Raw genomic sequence first — 22,120 nt, 5'->3', positions numbered from 1 at the left:
AGATAATGGGCTCAAGCATCCGCCCACGAGCCGAACACAGCGTTTCTCAGGCAATCTTCACCCCGTAAGGTCCGCCCCATGAAGTTCGCCTTCTCCACGCTCGGTGTACCCGGCCTCCCGATCCCCGACGTCGTACGCCTCGCCGCCGCACACGGCTACCACGGCGTCGAACTGCGCGCCCACCCCGAGGAACCCGTGCACCCGGGCCTCGGTCCGGCCAAACGGGCCGACGTGGTGGCGGAGTTCAAGGCGGGCGGCATCGAGGTCCTGGGACTGGCCGGGTACGCGCGCGTCGCGGCGCCGGGCGACGACACACCCGTACTGGACGAGATCCGCGAGCTCCTCGGCCTGGCCCGGGATCTGGGCGCCCCCTTCATCCGCGTCTTCCCTGGCGCCGACCCCGGCCAGGACCCCGGCGAGGCCGACGCGACGGCGGCCCGCCGTCTCGGCACGGCGGCGGAGTACGCCGCCGACCTGGGCGTACGGATCCTGCTGGAGACCCACGACTCGCACCGCACCGGCGCCGACGCGATCCGCGTCCTGGGCGCGGTCGGCCACCGCCAGGTGGGCTCGCTGTGGGACGTGATGCACACCTGGCTGGGCGGCGAGCAGCCGGCGGAGACGTATGCGGCGCTGTCCCCGTTCCTCGGATACGTCCAGGTCAAGGACATCGCCTCCGCCGAGGACACCACCCCGCTCGCCCTCGGCGCCGGGGTCCTCCCGCTCGCCGAGTGCGTCGAACTCCTCTCCCGTCAGGGCTGGGACGGCTGGCTGTGCTGGGAGTACGAGAAGCGGTGGTACGAGGCGGCGGCACCGCTGGCCGGGCTGCTGGGCCCGGGCCGCGAGCACCTCTCCCGCCTCCTGAACGACGCTGCCTGATTTCCCTCCCCCGCCCATTACCGTCCCGCTGGATTTCACCGACTGGATTTCACCGGATTTCACCCACGTATGCCCGAAATCCCTTCACCACCATCACAGAGTTAACTCGAATACCGTCCGTAAAGGCTTGCTTACGCCGCCTCGACAGGAGACCTTTCTCCCTCAAGTAGCCATGACTCGGGGGGAGTTGGCATATGCAGGGCACAGTGGACGGATTCAGATACGGGGCCGTCACACCGGTGGCGGCCTACCTCATCGCCTGTCTGGGAAGCGCTCTGGGGCTGCGCTGCGTCGTCCGGTCCATGCGCAACGAGCTGTCATGGAAGCCTGGCTGGCTGGCGCTGGGGGCGGCGTCGATCGGATGCGGGATCTGGACGATGCACTTCATCGCCATGGTCGGTTTCCGTGTCGAGGAGACCCGTATCCGCTACGACGTCGGCCTGACGGTGCTGAGCCTCGCCGTCGCGATCGCCGTGGTCGGCGTCGGCGTCTTCGCCGTGGGATACCGGGGCGCCACCGGCGGCACACTGCTCACCGCGGGCATGGTCACCGGTCTCGGCGTCGCAGCCATGCACTACATGGGCATGTCGGCGCTCACACTGAACGGTTCCATCCAGTACGACCCGGTCACCGTCGCGCTCTCCGTGGTGATCGCGGTCGTCGCCGCGACCGCCGCACTGTGGGCGGCCGTCTCGATCCGGGGCTTCCTGCCGGCGCTGGGAGCCAGTCTGATCATGGGTGTCGCCGTGACCGGCATGCACTACACCGGCATGGCCGCCGTCGACGTGCACCTCCACGGCAGCCCCGACGGGTCGTTCACCGGCGACTCGCCCACCTCGCTGCTGCTCCCCATGCTCATCGGCCCGTTCATTTTCCTGGTCCTGGCCGGAGTGGTCGTGATGTTCGACCCCCTCCTGGTCCTGGGCGACGGGGACTGGAGCGGCCGGCCCACCCCGCGACAGCGCGCCACCGCCGACCGGGGGGAGCGCCCCGGACCGCAGCCCACCGCGCAGTGGGCGGCGCACTCCGCCTCGCTCTTCGGCCCGTCCGCCAACCGTGTCCGGCACCCCCGCGACCGGCGCGAGGCCGAGGCGCACATCGAGGAATGGTGAGCCTCAGCCCGCCGGCCGAGCCGTGAGCTTCGCCGCCCCGTCCAGGCACCACTCCAGTACGGCGGGCCAGGATCCGTACCCCGCGTCCAGGTCGAGGTGAGCGGCCCCGGGGATGATCTCGGTCGGTACGCCGAGGGGGTCGCCGTAGACGGCGAGGGCACCCTCAGGGCAGTACGGGTCGTCGTCGCCCGCGACCAGGAGGGTGGGGCCGGGCAGCGTGAAGTCCAGTGGGGGCGGGGCGAACGCGGCGATCTCCGGGAGTCCTACGAGTACGGAGGCGGACGGCGGCGCCACGAGCAGCACCCGGTCGACGTCGAGGCCCGGCACGCCCCGCGCGACGGCGTGCAGCCAGAGCACGGCGGACGCGCTGTGGGCGAGCACCACGCGCTCCGAGCCGGCGCCCCGCAGCCCGTCGAGGTACCGGACCAGCTCCGTCAGCCACACCTCCAGGTCCGGGTCGTCCGGGTCCGGCAGCTGCGGATACGTGACGTGATGGCCGAGCTCCGTCAGCCGGTCGGCGAGCCAGTGCTGCCAGTGGGCATCCGGGCGGCGGTTCTGCCAGCCGTGGAGGATCAGAAAGCTCCTGGTCTTCGTGGTCATCGCCGTCGTCTTGACCATCTCGGTCGTCTCGGTCGTCTCAGTCGTCTCGGTCATGGGGCGATGGTTTCCGATCACCGGTATTGCGGTCCAGTTAATCTTTCAGGGTGGAACCGATAAGCGAGACCTTCACTGTCGATCTGCGTCGCCTGACCGTCCTGCGCGAACTCCAGCGCCGGGGCACTCTGGCGAGGACGGCGGAGGCCCTGCACCTGACCCCGTCGGCGGTCTCCCAGCAGATCGCGGCGCTGGCCCGGGAGGTGGGCGTACCGCTGACGGAGCGGGACGGCAGGGGCGTACGGCTTTCCGGGCAGGCACGGGTTCTGCTGGCGCACGCCGATCTGATCGCGGCCCAACTGGAGCGGGCGCGCGCCGACTTGGCGGCGTACGGGGCGGGCGGGCGCGGTTCGGTCACCATCGGCTGCTTCTCCAGCGGGATCCTGGGGCTGCTCCCGGGCGCGATGCGCGCGCTGTCCGCCCGGCTCCCCCACGTGCGCGTGGACGTCGTCGAGGCCGAGCCGCCGGACCTGTTCACCGCGCTCGACGCGGGCCAGGTCGATGTCGCCGTGGCCGTCGACTTCGCCGCCGCGCCGCCGCACACCGACCTGCGCTACACCCGTACCGACCTGTTCACCGATGTCCTGGACCTCGCCGTCCCGGCCGGCCACCGCCTCGCGGACCGCGAACGGGTCGCCCTGCGGGACCTCGCCACCGACGCCTGGATCGTCGGCGACGCCCGCAGCTGCTGCGGTGCGGTCGCCCGTTCCGTCTGCGCGGCGGCCGGTTTCACACCGGACATCCGGCACGCCGTCAACGACTGGGGAGCACTGGCCGCGCTCGTCGAGGCGGGCCAGGGAGTGGCCCTGATCCCACGGCTGGTGCGGCCGTTGTACGCCCACCGCCGCGTGACCCTGCTGACCACGGAGGGGACGCCGCCGTCGCGAAACGTGTTCGTGGCCGTACGGGCGGGGTCGGAAGGGGATCCGGTACTGACCGCCGTGCGTGACCAACTGCGCTTCACGGCCGGCGACTTGATCAGCTGAGAACCGTCGGGGTCGCCCGCGCCCCCACGCGCCTCGCCACCCGCTCCTCCAGCTTCTTCCGCCGTTCCGGCCACTCATCCGACGTAATCGAATAGATCGCGGAGTCACGGAGGCGGCCGTCCTCGCCCGGTGCCCAGGAGCGGGACCAGTTGCGCAGGACGCCCTCGAAACGCGCACCCACACCCGCGATCGCCGCACGCGAACGGGCGTTGCGGGCGTCGGTCTTCAGGTCCACCCGGGCGACACCCCACTCCTCGAAGGCGTGGCGGAAGAGCAGGAGTTTGGCCTCGGCGTTGATGCCCGTGCCCTGGGCGGAGGACGCGAGCCAGGTGAAGCCGACCTCGATGGCGTCGAGTTGATCGTCCGTCCGCCAGGAGCGCGGCTCCCAGAAGGACGTGGCGCCGATCGCTCGGCCCGAGGCGACGGACACCTGGGCGTACGGTGCGAGTTGGCCGGTCGCGGCGCGGGCGAGCTGTGCGTCGATGTACTGCCCGACCTCGTCCGCCCGGGGCACCCAGGTGAACGCGTACGAGTCCCGCTCTTCCTCCGCCGCGGCGGCCAGGTCTTCGGTGTGGCGTGGGTCCAGCGGCTCAAGTCGTACGAGCGCGCCTTCCAGGACGGGTCCCTCCAGCTTGAAAGTCACGGCTCGAAGTGTTCCGTACGCGCCCGGAACCGTCGAACGAAATTCCGGCGCCGGGCGCGGTCGGGAAGCGGCGGTCGTCGGTGGGGCTCATGGACTCCGCGACTCCACCCCCAGCCCGGTGAGGACGAGTTCGGCGACGCGGGAGGGCGGAATGGTGGTGGTGTCGATGGTGGTCGCCTCCCGGCGGAGCCAGGGCAGGGCGCGGTCGTAGTCGGCGAGGTGGTCGAGGCGCCACTGTCGGGCGCCGGCGCTCTCGGGACCGGTGTCGGTCTCGATGCGGTGGACGAGGGTGTCGTGGTCGGTGTGGAGGAGGTAGTGGCGTACGGGGATGCCCGCCTCCGTCAGCCCCGTGCGGATCTCGCGCCAGTACTCCTCGTTGAGGACGGTCTGTGTGACGACCAGCGTGCCGCCCACGTAGTCCAGTACCTGGCGCGCGGTCTCCAACCCTACGGCCGGATCACCCGCCTGTCCCGCACCAGAGCCCAACCGCCTTTACCCGCGCGGCAGTTCCGCCCCCGTCGTCGCGAACGCCTCGTGGAAACCGGGGAACGTCTTGCGTACACACCCGGGGTCGTCGAACGAGATCCCCGGCACCCGCAGTCCGGTCACCGCGAAGGACATGACGATGCGATGGTCGCCGTACGTCCTGATCTCCGCGCCCACGGGAGCCGCGCCCGGGTGGATCTCGATCCAGTCGGGGCCGGTCTCCACTCGGACACCGAGCCGCCGGAGGTTCTCCGCGCAGGCGTCGAGGCGGTCGCACTCCTTCACCCGCGTGTTGGCGACGTCCTCGATGCGGACGGGGCCGGAGGCGAAGGGCGCGATGGCGGCGAGCGTGGGCATGGTGTCGGAGATGTCCCGCATGTTGACCGTGAGGCCGCGCAGTTCGCCGGTGCCCGCGACCGTCGTACGGTCGCTGCCCACGTCGACGCGCGCGCCCATCCGCCGCAGTACGTCCACGAAGCCCAAGTCCCCTTGCAGGGCGCCCGATCCGAGCCCCTGGACCGTCACCTCGCCGCCCGTCAGGGCCGCCGCGGCGAAGAAGTAGCTGGCGGTGGAGGCGTCGGGCTCGACGGCGTACGTGGTGGCGCGGTAGCCGCCGGGCGGGACCACGAACGCATCCCCCTCGCGCCGCACCTCCGCCCCGAACGCCCGCATCATCGCCATGGTGATCTCGACGTAGGGCACGGACACCAGGTCCGTCACCGTGATCCGCAGGCCCTTGCGGGTCAGCGGGCCCAGGAGCAGCAGAGCCGTCAGGTACTGGGACGACTGGCCGGCGTCCAGCACCACCTCCCCGCCGTCGACGCCCGCCGCCTCGACCGTCAGCGGATGGTGGCCCTCCGGCCCCTCGTGCCGCACGTCCACGCCCAGGTCGCGCAGCGCCCGGGTGAGCGGGAGCAGCGGGCGGCGGCGCATCTGCGCTGAGGCGTCGAAGCGGTAGGTGCCGTGTCCGGCGGCGGCCAGGGTGGGGAGGAAGCGGGCCGTGGTCGCGCCGTCCCGGCAGTACACGTCGGCCTCCCGGGCGGCGGGACCCTGCGGACGGCCATCGACGTGCCAGGCGTCCGGGGTCCGTCCGACCCGGTAGCCGAGCCGGGTCAGACCCTCCGCGAAGCCCTCGGTGTCGTCCGAGCGGAGCGGGCGTACGAGGGTGGTGACCCCGTCGGCCGCCGCCGCCAGGAAGAGGGCGCGGGCGGTGATGGACTTGGAACCTGGGATGTCGACTGCGGCCATGCCCTCATGCTGGCTCGCCGACCTGCTCCCGTGCTGGAGCGTCCGCCACGTGGACCTTCCTCGATCCCGGCCCCGACCCCGGCCCCGATCCCGGTACCAGGGACGTCAGCGCCACCCCTCCCACCAGCAGCGCCGTGGCCGCCCACCGCAGCGGGCTCACCGACTCCCCCAGGAACAGCGCCGCGGACGACATGCCGAACACCGGGACCAGGAGGGAGAAGGGAGCCACTGTGGACGCGGGGTGCCGGTGCAGCAGCCAGCCCCACGCCCCGAAGCCGAAGACCGTGGTGATCCAGGCGACGTAGACCACGACGCCCGCGCCCTGCCAGTCCAGGGCGCGCAGGGCCGCCAGATCCCGGGACGGGCCCTCCGTCAGGAGCGACAGACCGAGGAGCGGCAGTACGGGGACGGTGCTGACCCACACCATGAAGTTCAGCGAGTCCGGCGGGGACGCCTTGCGGGTGAGGACGTTGGACAGACCCCAGCAGGCCGCGGCGGCGATCACCAGGGCGAAGGCGCCGAGGGGACCGGCCGCGCCCTCGTCGACGGCGGCCAGCCCCACCCCGCACAGGGCCACGCCCATGCCCGACAGCCGTACGCGGGTGGGGCGTTCGCCGAGGACCACGAACGCGATCAGGGCCGTGAAGACCGCCTGGATCTGGAGGACGAGGGAGGACAGCCCGGCCGGCATGCCCGCGTCCATGCCGATGAACAGCAGCCCGAACTTGGCGACCCCGAGCACCAGCCCCACCGCCACGATCCACTTCCACGCCACCTTCGGGCGGCCCACGAAGAAGACCGCGGGCAGGGCGGCGACCAGGAAGCGCAGGGCCGAGAAGAGGAGGGGCGGGAAGTGGCCGAGGCCGACCTCGATGACGGTGAAGTTCACGCCCCAGACGGCGGCGACGAGGACGGCGAGGCAGATGTGGGCGGGTCGCATGGGTCGAGGATCACTCCCTGGGACCGTGAAGCACCAGCGATGATTACTGCAAGGATGGATGAAGCATCACTAATGAAAGCCAGTGAGCCGACCAGCCAGTGCGCCGGTCAGCGCGCCGGCCGGCTCACTGGTCAACTGGCCGGTGGGCCAATGAATGGGGTGGGCCATGCTCGATCTGCAACGTCTGCGCGCCCTGCACGCCGTCTCCGTGCACGGCACGGTCGGCGCCGCCGCGGCAGCGCTCGGGTACACGCCGTCGGCCGTTTCCCAGCAGATCGCGAAGCTGGAGCGGGAGACCAGGACCGTACTCCTCGAACGGCAGGGGCGCGGCGTGCGGCTCACCGAGCAGGCCGAGCAACTCGCCGCCACAGCACAGGAGTTGCTGGCCATCGTGGAGCGCGCCGAGACCGAGCTGGAGGAGCGGCGCGGGCTGCCCGCCGGGCGGCTGACCGTGGCCGCGTTCGCCTCGGCGGCGCGGGGACTGCTGCCCGGGGTGCTCGCGGATCTCGCGCGGCGGCATCCGGGGCTGGACACCCGCCTCACGGAGGTCGATCCGCACCTCTCCGTCGACCTGGTCGCCAAGGGGGCGGTGGACGTGGCCGTCGCGCACGACTGGGACATCGCGCCGCTGCCGGCCCCTCCGGGGGTGGAGCAGGCGGTGATCGGGGACGACCTGTGCGATCTGCTGGTCCCGGCGGGGCATCCCTTCGCCGGGCGGGAGTCCGTGCGGCGGGAGGATCTGGGGGGTGAGCGGTGGATCTGTCAGCCGCCGGGGCGGGTGTGTCACGACTGGCTCGTCCGGACGCTGCGGGCCGCCGGGTGCGAGCCGGACATCGTGCACCAGGCGGACGAGAACCCGACCCTGGTCGCGCTCGTCGCGGCGGGGCTGGGGGTCGCGCTGATCCCTCGCCTCGGCCGCGGGCCCCTTCCCGACGGTGTGGTGGAGGTGCCGCTCGACCCGATGCCCGTACGACGGCTGTACGCGCTGTGGCGCACGGGGGCGGCTCGGCGGCCGGCCATCGCCGAGACGGTCCGCACGCTTCAGTCCCACTGGCCGTCGGTGTCGGCCCACCACACCTCCTGACGCCCCGCCGGCAAGCCCCAGCGCCCCCAGCCGACACCCTCACCCCAACTTCCGTAGTTCCCCGGAATCCCGGGAACCCGGACCCCCTTCCCTTCGTCCAATCCGCATGCTGTCGGAAGAGTCTCCGCAGTGCGGTGTCGGCCTCGCTGCTGGCTGCGAACGCTGACCACCCTCTCCGCCGCCTGCGGCCGGCAGCACGCCGTCACCGGCGCGCCCCCCTCCAACTGCGCCGGTGACGGCCCCCTCCCGGTTACTGTGCACACCCTTGACTGGAAGAAACTTCCCGGATATTCGTGACTCCTCGGAAGTTTCCTTCATGAGGGAAGGAGCGCACGTGCGCGACTCCAGCACGGGAAGCACCGCACATCGAACGTCCAGGCCTGCCGGATCTTCCACACCTTCCAGACCTTCCAGACGTACGGTTCTCGCCGCCACCGCCGGCGTCACCGCCGCTCTCGCCACCCGCACCAGTGCGTACGCCGCCGATCAGGGGTCCCGCGACCAGGAACTCCGCGCCCTCGTCTCCGGTATGACGCTGGAGGAGAAGGTCGGCCAGCTCTTCGTGATGCGGGTGTACGGCCATTCGGCGACCGCGCCCGACCAGGCCGACATCGACGCCAACCTCAAGGAGATCGGCGTCAGGACCGCCGCCGAGCTGGTCGCCAAGTACCGGGTCGGCGGGATCATCTACTTCGCCTGGGCGCACAACACCCGTGATCCCCACCAGATCGCGGCCCTGTCCAACGGCATCCAGCAGGCGTCCCTCGCCCAGCCCCGCGGGCTGCCCGTCCTCGTCTCCACCGACCAGGAGCACGGGATAGTGGCACGCGTGGGCAAGCCCGCGACGCTGTTCCCGGGCGCGATGGCGCTGGGTGCGGGCGGGTCGCGGGACGACGCCCGCACGGTGGGCCGGATCGCCGGCGCCGAGCTGCACGCGATCGGCATCCGCCAGGACTACTCCCCGGTCGCCGACGTGAACGTCAATCCGGCCAACCCGGTCATCGGCGTACGTTCCTTCGGCGCCGACCCGGACGCGGTGGCCGGCCTGGTGGCTGCCGAGGTGAAGGGCTATCAGCGCTCGGGCGTCGCGGCCACGGCCAAGCACTTCCCCGGCCACGGCGACACGGCCGTCGACAGCCACTTCGGCTTCCCGGTCATCACGCACACCCGCGAGGTGTGGTCGGCCCTCGACGCCGTGCCGTTCCGCGCGGCGATCCGCGCCGGCATCGACTCGATCATGACCGCGCACATCATGGTCCCGGCACTCGACCCGTCCGGCGACCCGGCCACGCTCTCGCACCCGATCCTCACCGGCATCCTGCGCGAGGAACTCGGCTACGACGGGGTCGTGGTGACGGACTCCCTGATGATGGAGGGCGTACGGACGAAGTACGGCGACGACCGCGTCCCCGTCCTCGCGCTGAAGGCCGGCGTCGACCAGCTGCTCAACCCGCCCAACCTGGACGTCGCGTGGAACGCGGTCCTGAAGGCCGTACGCGGCGGTGAGCTGACCGAGGCCCGGCTCGACGAGTCGATCCTGCGCGTCCTGCGCCTCAAGTCGAAGCTGGGCCTGCTCGACGATCCGTTCGTCACCGGCTCCGGCGTCGACCGCGCGGTCGGAACTCCGGCACATCTCAGGACCGCCGACCAGATCGCGGACCGCACCACCACCTTGCTGGTCAACAAGGAGGGCCTGCTGCCGCTGTCCCGGCGGCACACCCCGAAGGTGCTGGTCGTGGGCGCCGACCCGGCCTCGCCCTCCCTCTCCGACGGACCGCCCACCACCGTCCTCGCCGGCGCCCTCACCGAGCTGGGCTTCACGGCCACGGCCCTGTCCACCGGCACCGCACCCTCGACGGCGACGATCGCCAAGGCGGTCGCGGCGGCGCGGGACGCCGACGCCGTGGTCGTCGGGACGTACAACGTGACGGCGACCGGTTCCCAGAAGACCCTCGTCGACCAGCTCGTCGCCACCGGCGTCCCGGTGATCGCGATCGCCATCCGCAACCCGTACGACGTGGCCCAGCTCCCGGGCGTGGGCGCCTGCCTGGCCGCGTACTCCTGGACGGACGTCGAACTGCGCGCGGCCGCCCGGGTGATCGCGGGCCGCAGGCACCCGCGGGGCACCCTGCCGGTGCCGGTACAGCGGGCGGACGACCCGGCACAGGTGCTGTATCCGATCGGGTACGGCCTGACGTACTAGCCGTACGCCGCACACCCGGCGGACCACCCCCAAGTGGCCCAAAGCACCCCACACGTCTGGCGTGTGCCCGCTGTCGCGGGTCACGCTGGGCGGGGGTATCGGGGGGAAGCCATGCGAGCAGGCGCGTTGGGCCGGCGTTCCGTTGGAGCGGTGTGCGCGCTGCTGCTCGCCGTGGTGGTGCTCGCCGGGTGCCAGCGCTGGTCCGGCTCCGACTCCGATTCCGGGAACGGTGAGCCGAGCGCGAGCGCGACGTCGACGCGTCCCTCCGGCTACGGGGTGGAGTTCCTCGCCGTCGACGAGTGCAGCTCCTTCGGGACGACCAGCTTCACGGAGGTGCCCTGCACCAGTGAACGGGCGGCCGCCCGGGTGACCGCCCGCTACGACGGCAAGGTGGCCGACGGCCCGTCCTGCCCCGCGACCACGGACTTCGTCCTGCACATCAGCGAGACGCGGCCCGCCTCCGACGAGGACGGCGACGGCGCGGTCCCGCAGGGCTACGCCTGCATGCGCAAGCTCGAACCCCCGCACCCCGGCGACCCGGGCGGCGGCGGGGGCCCCCGCACCATCGTGGGCGACTGCGTCTACGGCTCGGGCGGAGGCCAGGTCCGCGAGACGGCGTGCGACGGCAAGGGCAAGAAGCCCCCGGAGTACAAGGTGACCTCCGCGGTCACCGCCCGGTCGAAGTGCCCGGCCTCCACGGCCCTGTACGTCCAGCTGGGCGGCACAAAACCGGTGGGCTGCGCCCGGCCCGTGTGACGCGGATGGCCTACCTCTAGGTGCGGCATATGCCAGGGGCGCGGATTCTGGCGGAGATCCCTGGGCGTGAGTGTGAGAGAGACGGAGGAAGCGTTGTGGCACCTCTGACTCGGATTCCGCTGGACGGTGGGGGCTGCGTACTGGTCGAGGCACCCGCTGGGCTCGAAGGGCCGGTGAAGGCCGGCCGCATCAGCGATGCCGTTCACGAACTGCCGGGGACTCTGCAAGCGGCCCTGGAGCCGATCACGGAAACGGCCCGCGCCACGCTCGACCAGCTGCGCAAGGCTCGCCCCGACGAGATCGTGGTCGAGTTCGGCGTCGACCTCGCGGTCGAGGCCGGAGCCGTGATCACCAAGAGCGCGGCCACGGGTCATCTGCGGGTGACGGTGTCGTGGAAGAAGGACGGCTCCGGTCACCCGGCTCAGTCGGCCGAGGGTTCGGGCTGATCCCGTGGACAGCGCGGACAGCGTGGACAGCGCAGAGACGGAACTGCCCCCGGCGGTGGCCCAGCTCCTCGGACCGGACGGGAGAGTGGCCGGCGCCGGCTTCCTGGTGGCCGAGGACGTCCTGGTCACCTGCGCGCACGTCGTCCTGGCGGCGGGGGGTGGGCCCGGCGAGCGGGTAGGGCTGGCCTTCCCCCATGCGGACCGTGCGGACGGGGTGGAAGGGGTGGAAGGGGTGGAAGGGCAGGTCCTGAACGGCGATCAGTGGCGGGCCCCTGAGGACGAGGACGTGGCCTTCATCCGGTTGAGCGGTACGCCGGCGGGCATGAGGGCGCTGCCGCTGGGCTCCGCGGAGGGCTGCCGGGGTCACGAGGTGCGGTCGTTCGGGTTCCCCGCGCAGGCTCCGCCGGGCGGCCACTTCGGCTTCGGGGTGGCCGGGGATCTGCTGCCGGGCTCACAGGGCAGAGGCGCGCATCTGCAGCTGACCGCCGCGAACGACCTCACCACCGGGTTCAGTGGCGGGCCTGTCCTCGATGAGGTGACCGGCCTGGTCATCGGCATGCTGACCGAGATCACCGCCCCTGATCAGTACGGGAAAGGGCAGGACATCGCGTACGTCACTCCGACGCAGGTCCTGCGGCAGATCATGCCGGAGCTGGCCGCGCGGGAGGTGTGTCCCTACCGGGGGCTGGAGCCGTTCACGGCTGAGCATGCCCGGTGGTTCGAAGGGCGGAAGGACGCGGTACGGCAGGTCATGGCGAACCTGGCCCAGCAGCGGCAGCTGACGGTGCTGCTCGGGCCGTCCGGGTCGGGGAAGTCGTCCCTGATCCAGGCGGGTGTGCTGTGCGCGCTGGCGGCGGGGGAACTGCCGGGCAGTGACCGGTGGCTGCCCGTGGTGGCCCGGCCGAGGCAGGATCTGCTCGCCGAGATCGAGCGTGCCGGACTGCCCGGGGCGACGAGTGACGGAATCACGACAGCGGTCAACCGCAGGCTGGGCGGAGAGGGCGACTACCAGCGCGTCCTGCTGGTCATCGACCAGTTCGAAGAGCTCCTGGTGCAGGGCACCGACGGCCGGCTGCGGGACCTCCTGGCCGTGATCGACGAGATCACCACGGTCACCGACGTCTACACCAAGCTCAGCGTGATCATGGTCATGCGCGACGACTTCTATCCCCAACTGGCCGCCCTGGCACCCAGGTTGCTGGAAGCCGCGATGCCAGGACTCCTCAACGTACCGGGCACCCTGAGCCAGCAGGACCTGCACGACATCATCACCCTGCCCGCCCAGGACGTGGGCCTCCGCTTCCAGCCCGGGCTGCCCGAGCAGATCATCAACGACGTCCTGGCCATCACCCCCGAAGCGGCCCTCACCGGCCAGGCGCCCGTCACCGTGCTGCCCCTGCTGGAGATGACGCTCAGCCAGCTGTGGCTCCGGCGGAAGGACGGGTACCTCACGCATGAGGCGTACCGGCGCATCGGAGCGGTCAGCGGGAGCGTGACCACGTGGTGCGACAGTGCCCTCGGCGAGCTGTCCGAGGAGCAACGGCTCATCGCCCGGCGGACGCTGACCTCCCTGGTGCACCCCGCCGACCCCAGCCACCACATCACCGCCGTCCGGGCGCAGGTTCCCTTGGACGAACTGCGCGACCTGGCAGCCAGTCCGGGCGGCCCCAGCGGTCCCGGCGGTGAGAAGACGGCCGTCGACGACGTCATCGCCGCCCTCGCGCGCCATCGCATCATCACCACCCAGACGCTTGGCACGCCCCAAAACCCCGACGCCCCTCCCGGGGAACCGGTGGCCGAGCTGATTCATGAGGCACTCATCCGTGACTGGGGCGCACTGCGCAAGTGGGTCGACCAGGACCACCGTTTCCATGAATGGCTCAACCACACCCACGGACGACGTGCCCGCTGGGCCGAGGAGAAGCAGCCGGGAGACCTGCTCGGCGGATCGGCACTCGCGGAAGGCATCGAGTGGTCACGGAAACGGCGGCTGCCGGCCGACATCGCGGCGTTTCTCGCTGCGAGCAAGGAGCGCCAGCAGGCTGCCGCTCGGCGCAGCAGGCGCGTGATCGCGGTCCTCGCTTCGCTGTTGGTGCTCGCGCTCCTGGCCGGAGCGGGTGCCGTCTGGCAGTGGCGGACGGCTCGCGGTGAGAGGCAGGCGGCGCTGTCGCGGCAGCTGGCCGCCCAGTCCTACACGCTCATCACGACGAACCCCGAACTCGCCTCATTGCTGGCCGTCCAGGCATACCGCACCAGCCCCACTCCCGAATCCAAGGCGATCCTGCAAACCGTCGCAGGCCTCCCACTTCATCGGCGCCTGACGGGTCACGCCTACTCGGTGAGTTCGGTGGCGTTCAGCCCCGACGGCCACACCCTCGCTACCGGCAGCGGCGACCGCACCGTGCGACTGTGGGACGTGACCACCGGAAAAACCCGCACAACCCTGACCGGCCACACCAACGCCGTGGAGGCAGTGGCGTTCAGCCCCGACGGCCACACCCTCGCCACCGGCAGCGACGACCACACCGTGCGACTGTGGGACGTGACCACCGGAAAAACCCGCACAACCCTGACCGGCCACACCGACTGGGTGAGTTCGGTGGCATTCAGCCCGGACGGCCGCACCCTCGCCACCGGCAGCTCCGACCGCACCGCACGACTGTGGGACCCGACGACTGGAAAGACCCGTACCACCCTGACCGGCCACACCGACTCGGTGAGTTCGGTGGCATTCAGCCCCGACGGCCACACCCTCGCCACCGGCAGCTCCGACCACACCGCACGACTGTGGGACCCGACGACTGGAAAGACCCGTACCACCCTGACCGGCCACACCGACTCGGTGAGTTCGGTGGCTTTCAGCCCCGACGGCCACACCCTCGCCACCGGCAGTTGGGACTACCAGGCGCGGTTGTGGGACGTGGCCACCGGAAAGACCCGCACAGTCCTGAGTGGACATGCCAATTCGGTGGAGTCGGTGGCGTTCAGCCCGGACGGTCACACACTCGCCACCGCCAGCACTGATCACACCGTGCGACTGTGGGACGTGACCACCGGTGCGATCCGCACCACCCTGATGGGGCACACCGACGAGGTGTGGTCGGCGGCGTTCAGCCCCGACGGCCACACCCTCGCCACCGGCAGCGCCGACCGTACCGCGAGGCTGTGGAATGTGACCACCGACGCGATTCGCGCCACCCTGGCGGGGCACGACCAGGTGTTTTCCGTGGCATACAGCCCCGACGGCCGCACACTCGCCGCCGGCAGCGCCGACAACACCGTGCGACTGTGGGACGTGACCACCGGGAAGCCCCGAACAACCCTGACCGGCCACACCAACTGGGTGTGGTCGGCGGCGTTCAGCCCCGACGGCCACACCCTCGCCACCGCCAGCGCCGACTACACCGTGCGACTGTGGGACATATCCACCGGTAAGACCCGCACCACCCTGACCGGCCACACCGACCAGGTGTATTCGGCAGTGTTCAGCCCGGACGGCCACACCCTCGCCACCGCCAGCGCCGACAAGACCGTGCGACTGTGGGACGTGACCACCGGGAAGGTCCGCGCAACCTTGACCGGCCACGCCGACGAGGTGTGGTCGGCGGCGTTCAGCCCCGACGGCCACACCCTCGCCACCGGCAGCGCCGACAACACTGTGCGACTGTGGGACATATCCACCGGCAAGACCCGCACCACCCTGACCGGCCACACCAACGCCGTGCAGGCGGTGGCTTACAGCCCCGACGGCCACACCCTCGCCACCGGCAGCGACGACTACACCGTGCGACTGTGGGACATATCCACCGGCAAGACCCGCACAACCCTGACCGGCCACACCGACCAGGTATCTGACGTGGCGTTCAGCCCCGACGGCCACACCCTCGCCACCGGCAGCCAGGACTCCACCGTGAGGCTGTGGAATGCGGACACCGGTGAACCACAGAGGACCATGCTCGGGCACACCGACTGGGTGTATGCGGTGGCGTTCAGCCCGGACGGCCGCACCCTCGCCACCGGCAGCGCCGACCACACCGTGAGGCTGTGGAACGCCGTACTCCCCAAACCGGCCTCAGCGATCCAGAAGTTGTGCCATACCGTCAACCGCGATCTGACCCCGCCGGAACGAACGGCGTACCTGCGGGGCCAGTCGGTGGGCCACGTGTGCCCGTCACGCTGATGTTCAGCGCTACGGACGCAACCCCGGCTCCCGCTCCACGTCCCGCACATCCAACTTGGCGTCGAACTTCGCCAACGGCTTCGCCGCCGACGGGTCCGACTTGACCGCGGACGATGCAACCCCCGCCCACTCCAGAATCCGCGCCGTAGCCAGCGCCTTCTCATCGGCGACGAGTCCCGCGACATTGGCGCCGTGGTTCAGGCCCGGCGCCGTGAAGACGTACGAGTCGCGCGCCCCCGAGCCGAGGCGGAAGCGCTCCGCGCCCCACGGGTCGTTCTGGCCGTAGACGTACAGCATGTGGTGGGCGTGGTGGCGGACCCAGGAGTCCACGTCACGCATCACACCCGGCTGCCACCGCGTCGGAATCGAGCTCGGTACGAAGTTCCGCGGCGGCTGGTAGCCGTAGCGGACGTACTGCTTCTCGATGTACGGGAAGTGGATCGTCGGCGCGCCCAGTTGGGTGGCCGCCTGGTAGTAGTACGGCGTGTACGGCTCCAGGCCCTGGTCGGTGTAGGCGGAGAAGCCGGAGATGGTGTCCACCGAGTCCCAGATGTCCTGGTCGCTCGCGGTCGCCGCGTCCGCCGGGATCGCATCGCAGTCCGAGAGCAGGCTGTACTGCCAGAAGCCCCACACGTAGTCGAGCACGACCGCCTCGTACGCCTTGTCGAGGCTGCCGACCGTGGTGAACGTGAAGCCGTTGTCGGCCGCGTACGCCTCGTACTTCTTCTCCAGCGGTTCGCGGCGCACCAGCGCCTCGCGCTGCACGGCGTTCAGCTTGTCGCGGCACTCCTTGGTGCCGACGGTCGTGAAGAAGCGGTCGTACGCCGAGTCCTCGTCGTTCACCACGTCGTTGGGGGCGACGTACGCGACGACGCCGTCCATGTCACGCGGGTAGAAGCGCTCGTAGTAGGTGGCGGTCATGCCGCCCTTGGAGCCGCCCGTGGACAGCCACTTCTGGCCGTAGATCGGCTTGAGGGCCTCGAAGATACGGTGCTGGTCGCTCGCCGCCTGCCAGATGTCGAGCTTGGACCAGTCGGCCGGGTCGGGCCGGGACGGAGTGAAGAAGCGGTACTCCATCGCGACCTGGTTGCCGTCCACGATCTGGGTCGGCTCGCGGCGGCCGGGGTTCGTGGAGACGCTGTAGCCGCTGGTGTAGAAGACCGTCGGGCGCGAGGTGTCCTTGTGCAGCACGGTGATCCGCTGCTGGAACGTGCCCTTGGACGGGTGCCGGTGGTCGATCGGCTGGGTGTAGTTGAGGACGAAGAACCGGTAGCCGGTGTACGGCTTCTCCTGGACCAGGCTCATGCCCGGTATCGCGAGGAGCCGGTCCTTGATGTCGACGTCGGTGGAAGCCGTGGTACCCGTGGCCTCCGGCTGGGCGGCGGTGGCCGCCCCGGCCGTGCTCAGTGTGCCTATGAGCACCGTGAGCGCCAGCAGCCATCTGAGCGGCTTGCGCATGCACCCTCCCCTGGGAATACGCAGATGTCCGCCGGAACCTAGCGGAGCAACTCCCGTGACACCAGGGGTGTTTGAGCAAACCTGTGGGTTTGCGGTGAGGTACCTGAGAAACCGGCCGGGCGGCGACCCGGTCCCGCCGGCTCAGCCTCGGTCCCGCCGGCTCAGCAGAGGATCCAGCCCGAGTCCACCGAACCCGAGCCGACCGAGCCCTTGATCCGGACGCAGCGGTGGCCCACGTGCACGGTCACCGGGCCCGCGTGGTGCGCGAACTGCCCCCTGTCGACCACCGGCCGGCCGCCGCGCGCCTGCACGCTGACGGACATCGACTTACGGACCCCGTGCGTCTTGGGGAAGGTCACCGCGCAGACGTAACCGCTGCGCTTGAAGACCTGCACGGATCCGGTCGAGAAGGGCAGCGTACGGACCTTGCGGCCCGAGCAGTACGAGGTGGCCGCCTGCGCGCTGCCGGGACTCGCGAGCGCGAGCAGCCCGGAGGCGGTCAGCACGGTCACACCGAGCGCCAACCATCGGCGTATCGCACCACTGTCCACTGTCGTCCCTCCCGCAGCAATCAGCGTACTGGTGTACGGACGCACGACGTACACCGGATGGTTGCGCGCCCCGGGACTCACCCAGGAGAGGTTTTCCTCGGGTTTGGGGCAACCTCACCCGTTTATCCGGTGTCCAACTGGTCAGAAAGGGAAAGGCGGTAGTCCATGTCACGCATGATTCCTTCACGCACGACCGGTCGTGCCCTCGTCGCCGCGGCGCTCCTGCTGACCGCGGGCGCCTCCGTACCGGCCGTCGCCGGCTCCACCACCCCGCCACCGGCCCGCAGCGGGAGCAACGGTCCCGCCTACGACCGGGTGGCCGACTTCTACGGCGCCTACATCGACGCGGTGACCGACTCGGGATCCGGCCACCTCGACACCCAGCTGCGCGCGTTCTACCTGACCTCCGGCCTCCGCTCGCGCCTGACCACCTGGGAGAACCGCGAGCACGCCGACGGCGTCCTGCGCGCCCAGGACGTGCCGCGCGCCTGGAAGGTGACGGCAGGCGACAGCGGCATGGGCCACACCTGGTCGACGGTCCGCCTGACCTGGGGCTCCGCGAAGCATCCGACGTACACCTATCTGACGGTGCAGTCGGATCTCGCGACGAAGAAGATCTCCGACATCAAGCAGAAAAGCTGACCGAGCGGAAGATCACGTCGAAGAGCCGATCAGACAGCGGAGCTGACCGGCTCCCCGATGAACGTGCGCCACAACTCGGCGTACATTCCCCCGAGTTGAATCAGCTCAGCGTGCGTACCGTCCTCCGCCACCCGGCCGTGGTCCATGACCACGACCCGGTCCGCACGGGCGGCCGTCGTCAGGCGGTGGGCGACCACCAGGGTCGTACGGCGGCCGGCCAGGCGATCGGTGGCCTGGTTGACCAGGGCCTCCGTGGCCAGGTCCAGGGCCGCCGTCGCCTCGTCGAGGAGCAGCACGTCCGGGTCGACGAGTTCGGCGCGGGCCAGGGCGATCAGCTGGCGCTGGCCCGCGGAGAGGTTGCGGCCGCGTTCGGCGACCTCGTGGAGGTAGCCGCCGTCGAGCGTGGCGATCATGTCGTGCGCGCCGACCGCGCGGGCCGCGGCCTCCACCTCGGCGTCGGTGGCGTCGGGGCGGCCGTAGGCGATGGCGTCGCGGACCGTGCCCTGGAAGAGGTACGCCTCCTGGGGGACGACGCCGAGCCGGTGGCGGTAGGAGGTGATGTCGAGGTCGCGCAGGTCCATGCCGTCGACCGTGACCTGCCCGCCCGTCGGGTCGTAGAACCGGGCGACCAGTTTCACCAGGGTCGACTTGCCCGCGCCGGTCTCGCCGACGAAGGCGACGGTCTGCCCGGCGGGGATGCTCAGCGAGACCCCGCTCAACGCCTCCTCGTCGTCCCCGTACGCGAAGTCGACGTCCTCGAAGGCGATGTCGCCCCGCAGGGAGAGGACTTCGAGGGGCTCGTCGGCGGCCTTCGTCGAGGTCGGCTCCTGGAGCAGCTCCTGGATCCTGCCCAGCGAGACCGTCGCCTGCTGGTAGCCGTCGAAGACCTGTGAGAGCTGCTGCACGGGCGCGAAGAACAGGTCGATGTAGAGGAGGTAGGCGACCAGCGCGCCGGTCGTCAGGGTGCCCGCGTCGACCCGGTGCGCGCCGACGATCAGGACGGCCGCCGCGGCCACCGACGACAGCAGCTGCACGAACGGGAAGTAGATGGATATCAGCCACTGCCCGCGGATGCGTGCCTGGCGGTAGCTGTCGCTGCCCTCCGCGAACCGCCGCACGCCCGAGCGCTCGCGCCGGAACGCCTGGAGGATCAGCAGCCCGGACACCGACTCCTGGAGGTCGGCGTTGACCACCGAGACCCGCTCGCGGGCGAGTTCGTACGCCTTCACGCTCGCCCGGCGGAAGAAGAACGTGCCGATGATCAGCGGCGGCAGCGTCACGAAGACGACCAGCGCCAGCTGTACGTCGATCACCAGCAGGGCGACCATGATGCCGAAGAAGGTGACGACGGAGACGAAGGCCGTGACCAGACCGGTCTGGAGGAACGTCGACAGGGCGTCGACGTCGGTCGTCATCCGGGTCATGATCCGGCCCGTCAACTCCCGCTCGTAGTAGTCGAGTCCGAGGCGCTGGAGCTGGGCGAAGATCTTCAGGCGGAGCGAGTAGAGGACCCGCTCGCCGGTCCGTCCCGTCATCCGCGTCTCGCCGATCTGCGCCGCCCACTGGACGAGCACGGTGACCAGCGCGAGCCCGGCAGCGGCCCACACCGCGCCGAGCGCCATGCGGGAGACGCCCTGGTCGATGCCGTGCCGGATCAGCACGGGCAGCAGCAGGCTCATGCCCGCGTCGACGGCGACGAGCCCGAGGCTGATGAGCAGCACGGCCCCGAAGCCGCGCAGCAGCCGCCGCAGTCCGTACGACTCCTCGGGCGTGACCGCGCGTGCCTCGTCGATGCCCGGGGTGTCGGTCGCCGGGGGCAACGCCTCGACCTGGGCGAGGAGTTCGGGGGTGGCGGGCATCCCGGCGAGCGCGTCGTCCTTGGGCTCGCGATCGCCGGTCCACAGGTGCGGAGTGACACCGCGTTCGGCGTCGAACTCGGCGTCCAGCTCGTCCCGTACGGAGGTGTCCTCCTGCGGTGCCGTGGGCAGGGCGTGTCCCGGGGAGACGCCGCCCAGCTCGTCGGGGTCGGTGAGCAGCCGCCGGTACAGGGCGGAGCGCTCCTGGAGCTCCTCGTGCGTACCGATGTCGGCGAGCCGGCCGCCGTCGAGCACGGCGATGCGGTCGGCGAGGTTGAGCGTGGAGCGCCGGTGGGCGATCAGCAGGGTGGTCCGGCCCTCCATGACCTGCCCCAGCGCCTCGTGGATCTCGTGCTCGACGCGGGCGTCCACGGCGGAGGTGGCGTCGTCGAGGACGAGCAGGCGCGGGTCGGTGAGGATGGCGCGGGCGAGCGCGACGCGCTGCCGCTGGCCGCCGGAGAGGGTGAGGCCGTGCTCGCCGACCTTGGTGTCGTACCCCTTCGGCAGCTCGGCGATGAAACGGTCCGCCTGGGCGGCGCGGGCCGCGGTCTCGATCTCCTCCTGGGTGGCGTCCGGGCGGCCGTACGCGATGTTGGAGCGCACGGTGTCGGAGAAGAGGAAGGAGTCCTCGGGGACGAGCCCGATCGCGGCGCGCAGCGACTCCTGCGTCAGCTCGCGGACGTCGTGGCCGCCGATGAGGACGGCGCCGTGCGTGACGTCGTAGAAGCGGGGCAGCAGGAGCGAGACGGTCGACTTGCCGGAGCCGGAGGAGCCGACGACGGCGAGGGTCTCGCCGGGCCGGATCTCGAACGACAGCCCGTCCAGCACGGGCCGCCCCTCCTCGTATCCGAACGACACGTCGTCGAACTCGACGGTCGCGGGCGCGTCGGCGGGCAGGGTCTTCGTCCCGTCCTCGATCGACGGCTCGGTGTCGATCAGCTCCAGCACCCGCTCGGCACCGGCGCGGGCCTGCTGCCCGACGGTGAGGACGACGGCCAGCATGCGTACGGGTCCGACGAGCTGGGAGAGATAGGTGGAGAACGCCACGAACGTACCGAGCGTGACCTGCCCGCGCACGGCGAGCCAGCCGCCCAGGGCGAGCATCGCGACCTGGCCGAGGGCGGGGACGGCCTGGAGGGCCGGGGTGTACTTGGCGTTGAGGCGGATCGTCCGCAGCCGTCCGGCGAAGAGCCTGCGCCCGACCTCCCGGAGCTTCCCGGTCTCCTGGTCCTCCTGTCCGAAGCCCTTGACCACGCGTACGCCGCTGACGGCGCCGTCGACCACACCGGCGACCGCGGCGGCCTGGGCCTGCGCGTACCAGGTGGCGGGGTGCAGCTTGGAGCGGCTGCGCTTGGCGACGAACCAGAGGGCGGGGGCGACGGCGAGCGCGACCAGGGTGAGCGGCAGGGACAGCCAGGCCATGATCCCGAGGGAGATCAGGAAGAGAAGGACGTTCCCGATGGTCATCGGGAGCATGAAGAGCAGGCCCTGGATCAGCTGGAGGTCGCTGGTGGCGCGGCCGACGACCTGGCCGGTGGACAGCTCGTCCTGGCGGCGGCCGTCGAGGCGGGTGATCGTCTCGTACATCTCGGTACGGAGATCGTGCTGGACGTCGAGGGCGAGCCGGCCGCCGTGGTAGCGGCGGATGTAGGTGAGGCCGTAGACGAGGACGGCGGCGCCTATCAGGGCGCCCGCCCAGGGGGCCATGCCCCTGGTGTGGTTCCCCACGACGTCGTCGATGATCACCTTGGTGATCAGCGGGACCAGCGCCAGGACGGCCATACCGGCCAGCGAGGACCCGAGCGCGAGGACGACGTCCTTCGGGTACCGCCACGCGTACCCGGCAAGGCGCCGTGCCCAGCCGGCACCTTCGTCCGGCCCGGCCAGGCCCCGCTTTTCCCCCTGTTGCGCTGCCACGCCGGTCCTCCCGTAGATCCTTGTCCGCCGGAAGACACCAACGCCGAGGGAAGCGGATTTCATCCCTCCGCAACAAAGA

Annotated in this window: 16 protein-coding genes and 1 pseudogene; 9 read left to right on the top strand and 8 right to left on the bottom strand. The window is 70.9% G+C overall.

Annotated elements, in window-relative coordinates; genetic code table 11:
• Positions 1-78: 78 nt before the first annotated feature.
• Complete coding sequence (locus OIC96_RS30745; protein WP_330304741.1) at positions 79-879, top strand: sugar phosphate isomerase/epimerase family protein; 801 nt, start codon at positions 79-81, stop codon at positions 877-879.
• 194 nt (positions 880-1,073) lie between these two features.
• Complete coding sequence (locus tag OIC96_RS30740) at positions 1,074-1,991, top strand: MHYT domain-containing protein (RefSeq protein WP_330304742.1); 918 nt, start codon at positions 1,074-1,076, stop codon at positions 1,989-1,991.
• 3 nt (positions 1,992-1,994) lie between these two features.
• Here the strand turns inward: OIC96_RS30740 and OIC96_RS30735 are convergent, their stop codons facing one another.
• The gene (locus tag OIC96_RS30735; RefSeq protein WP_330310113.1) at positions 1,995-2,591 is read right to left on the bottom strand and encodes an alpha/beta hydrolase; all 597 of its coding nucleotides are present in this window, start codon (positions 2,589-2,591) and stop codon (positions 1,995-1,997) included.
• Between the two features lie 104 nt (positions 2,592-2,695).
• Between OIC96_RS30735 and OIC96_RS30730 the strand changes: the two genes are divergently transcribed.
• Positions 2,696-3,631, top strand: coding sequence for a LysR family transcriptional regulator (locus OIC96_RS30730; RefSeq protein WP_330304743.1), 936 nt, complete (start codon positions 2,696-2,698; stop codon positions 3,629-3,631).
• On the opposite strand, the gene OIC96_RS30725 is transcribed toward OIC96_RS30730, so the two are convergent.
• The 4 genes and pseudogenes from OIC96_RS30725 to OIC96_RS30710 form a co-directional block, all read right to left on the bottom strand.
• The gene (locus OIC96_RS30725) at positions 3,624-4,274 is read right to left on the bottom strand and encodes a GNAT family N-acetyltransferase (protein WP_330304744.1); all 651 of its coding nucleotides are present in this window, start codon (positions 4,272-4,274) and stop codon (positions 3,624-3,626) included. The two genes, OIC96_RS30730 and OIC96_RS30725, sit on opposite strands and share 8 nt — an antisense overlap.
• An 87-nt stretch (positions 4,275-4,361) precedes the next feature.
• Positions 4,362-4,718 (bottom strand): annotated as a pseudogene (locus OIC96_RS30720) (ATP-binding protein); the annotation flags it as partial.
• Between the two features lie 48 nt (positions 4,719-4,766).
• The gene (gene aroA, locus OIC96_RS30715) at positions 4,767-6,008 is read right to left on the bottom strand and encodes a 3-phosphoshikimate 1-carboxyvinyltransferase (protein WP_330304745.1); all 1,242 of its coding nucleotides are present in this window, start codon (positions 6,006-6,008) and stop codon (positions 4,767-4,769) included.
• Positions 6,009-6,012: 4 nt separating this feature from the next.
• Entirely contained in the window at positions 6,013-6,948 is a 936-nt protein-coding gene (locus tag OIC96_RS30710) for an EamA family transporter (protein ID WP_330304746.1), read from the bottom strand.
• 166 nt (positions 6,949-7,114) lie between these two features.
• Here OIC96_RS30710 and OIC96_RS30705 point away from each other — a divergent pair, with 166 nt between their 5' ends.
• The 5 genes from OIC96_RS30705 (at position 7,115) to OIC96_RS30685 (ending at position 15,617) form a co-directional block, all read left to right on the top strand.
• Positions 7,115-8,032, top strand: coding sequence for a LysR family transcriptional regulator (locus tag OIC96_RS30705; protein WP_330304747.1), 918 nt, complete (start codon positions 7,115-7,117; stop codon positions 8,030-8,032).
• Between the two features lie 334 nt (positions 8,033-8,366).
• Positions 8,367-10,235 (top strand): glycoside hydrolase family 3 protein, encoded by a 1,869-nt coding sequence (locus OIC96_RS30700; RefSeq protein ID WP_330304748.1) that lies wholly within the window; start codon positions 8,367-8,369, stop codon positions 10,233-10,235.
• Positions 10,236-10,346: 111 nt separating this feature from the next.
• Complete coding sequence (locus OIC96_RS30695) at positions 10,347-10,991, top strand: hypothetical protein (RefSeq protein ID WP_330304749.1); 645 nt, start codon at positions 10,347-10,349, stop codon at positions 10,989-10,991.
• A gap of 95 nt (positions 10,992-11,086) precedes the next feature.
• Positions 11,087-11,437, top strand: coding sequence for a CU044_2847 family protein (locus OIC96_RS30690; protein ID WP_330304750.1), 351 nt, complete (start codon positions 11,087-11,089; stop codon positions 11,435-11,437).
• 22 nt (positions 11,438-11,459) lie between these two features.
• The gene (locus tag OIC96_RS30685; RefSeq protein WP_330304751.1) at positions 11,460-15,617 is read left to right on the top strand and encodes an nSTAND1 domain-containing NTPase; all 4,158 of its coding nucleotides are present in this window, start codon (positions 11,460-11,462) and stop codon (positions 15,615-15,617) included.
• 9 nt (positions 15,618-15,626) lie between these two features.
• Here the strand turns inward: OIC96_RS30685 and OIC96_RS30680 are convergent, their stop codons facing one another.
• On the bottom strand, positions 15,627-17,075 hold the full coding sequence (locus OIC96_RS30680) for an aminopeptidase (RefSeq protein WP_330304752.1): 1,449 nt from the start codon (positions 17,073-17,075) through the stop codon (positions 15,627-15,629).
• Between the two features lie 161 nt (positions 17,076-17,236).
• Positions 17,237-17,626 (bottom strand): hypothetical protein, encoded by a 390-nt coding sequence (locus OIC96_RS30675; protein WP_330304753.1) that lies wholly within the window; start codon positions 17,624-17,626, stop codon positions 17,237-17,239.
• 174 nt (positions 17,627-17,800) lie between these two features.
• Between OIC96_RS30675 and OIC96_RS30670 the strand changes: the two genes are divergently transcribed.
• Positions 17,801-18,268 (top strand): hypothetical protein, encoded by a 468-nt coding sequence (locus tag OIC96_RS30670; RefSeq protein ID WP_406501665.1) that lies wholly within the window; start codon positions 17,801-17,803, stop codon positions 18,266-18,268.
• A gap of 29 nt (positions 18,269-18,297) precedes the next feature.
• Here OIC96_RS30670 and OIC96_RS30665 read toward each other — a convergent pair whose 3' ends face one another.
• A complete protein-coding gene (locus OIC96_RS30665; protein WP_330304755.1) occupies positions 18,298-22,041 on the bottom strand; it encodes an ABC transporter ATP-binding protein in 3,744 nt (1,247 codons plus the stop codon).
• Positions 22,042-22,120 lie beyond the last annotated feature (79 nt).

This window comes from Streptomyces sp. NBC_00775, assembly GCF_036347135.1.
GTDB classification, from domain to species: domain Bacteria; phylum Actinomycetota; class Actinomycetes; order Streptomycetales; family Streptomycetaceae; genus Streptomyces; species Streptomyces lutosisoli.
The sequence above is the reverse complement of the archived record's forward strand: the minus strand, read 5'-3'. Positions and strand labels throughout refer to the sequence as shown.

What these genes read in the sequence shown, in the direction of transcription:
- OIC96_RS30745 (WP_330304741.1), top strand. Translation starts at nt 79, where the DNA reads ATGAAGTTCGCCTTCTCCACGCTCGGTGTACCCGGCCTCCCGATCCCC.
- OIC96_RS30740 (WP_330304742.1), top strand. Translation starts at nt 1,074, where the DNA reads ATGCAGGGCACAGTGGACGGATTCAGATACGGGGCCGTCACACCGGTG.
- OIC96_RS30735 (WP_330310113.1), bottom strand. Translation starts at nt 2,591, where the DNA reads ATGACCACGAAGACCAGGAGCTTTCTGATCCTCCACGGCTGGCAGAAC.
- aroA (WP_330304745.1), bottom strand. Translation starts at nt 6,008, where the DNA reads ATGGCCGCAGTCGACATCCCAGGTTCCAAGTCCATCACCGCCCGCGCC.
- OIC96_RS30710 (WP_330304746.1), bottom strand. Translation starts at nt 6,948, where the DNA reads ATGCGACCCGCCCACATCTGCCTCGCCGTCCTCGTCGCCGCCGTCTGG.
- OIC96_RS30705 (WP_330304747.1), top strand. Translation starts at nt 7,115, where the DNA reads ATGCTCGATCTGCAACGTCTGCGCGCCCTGCACGCCGTCTCCGTGCAC.
- OIC96_RS30695 (WP_330304749.1), top strand. Translation starts at nt 10,347, where the DNA reads ATGCGAGCAGGCGCGTTGGGCCGGCGTTCCGTTGGAGCGGTGTGCGCG.
- OIC96_RS30680 (WP_330304752.1), bottom strand. Translation starts at nt 17,075, where the DNA reads ATGCGCAAGCCGCTCAGATGGCTGCTGGCGCTCACGGTGCTCATAGGC.
- OIC96_RS30670 (WP_406501665.1), top strand. Translation starts at nt 17,801, where the DNA reads ATGATTCCTTCACGCACGACCGGTCGTGCCCTCGTCGCCGCGGCGCTC.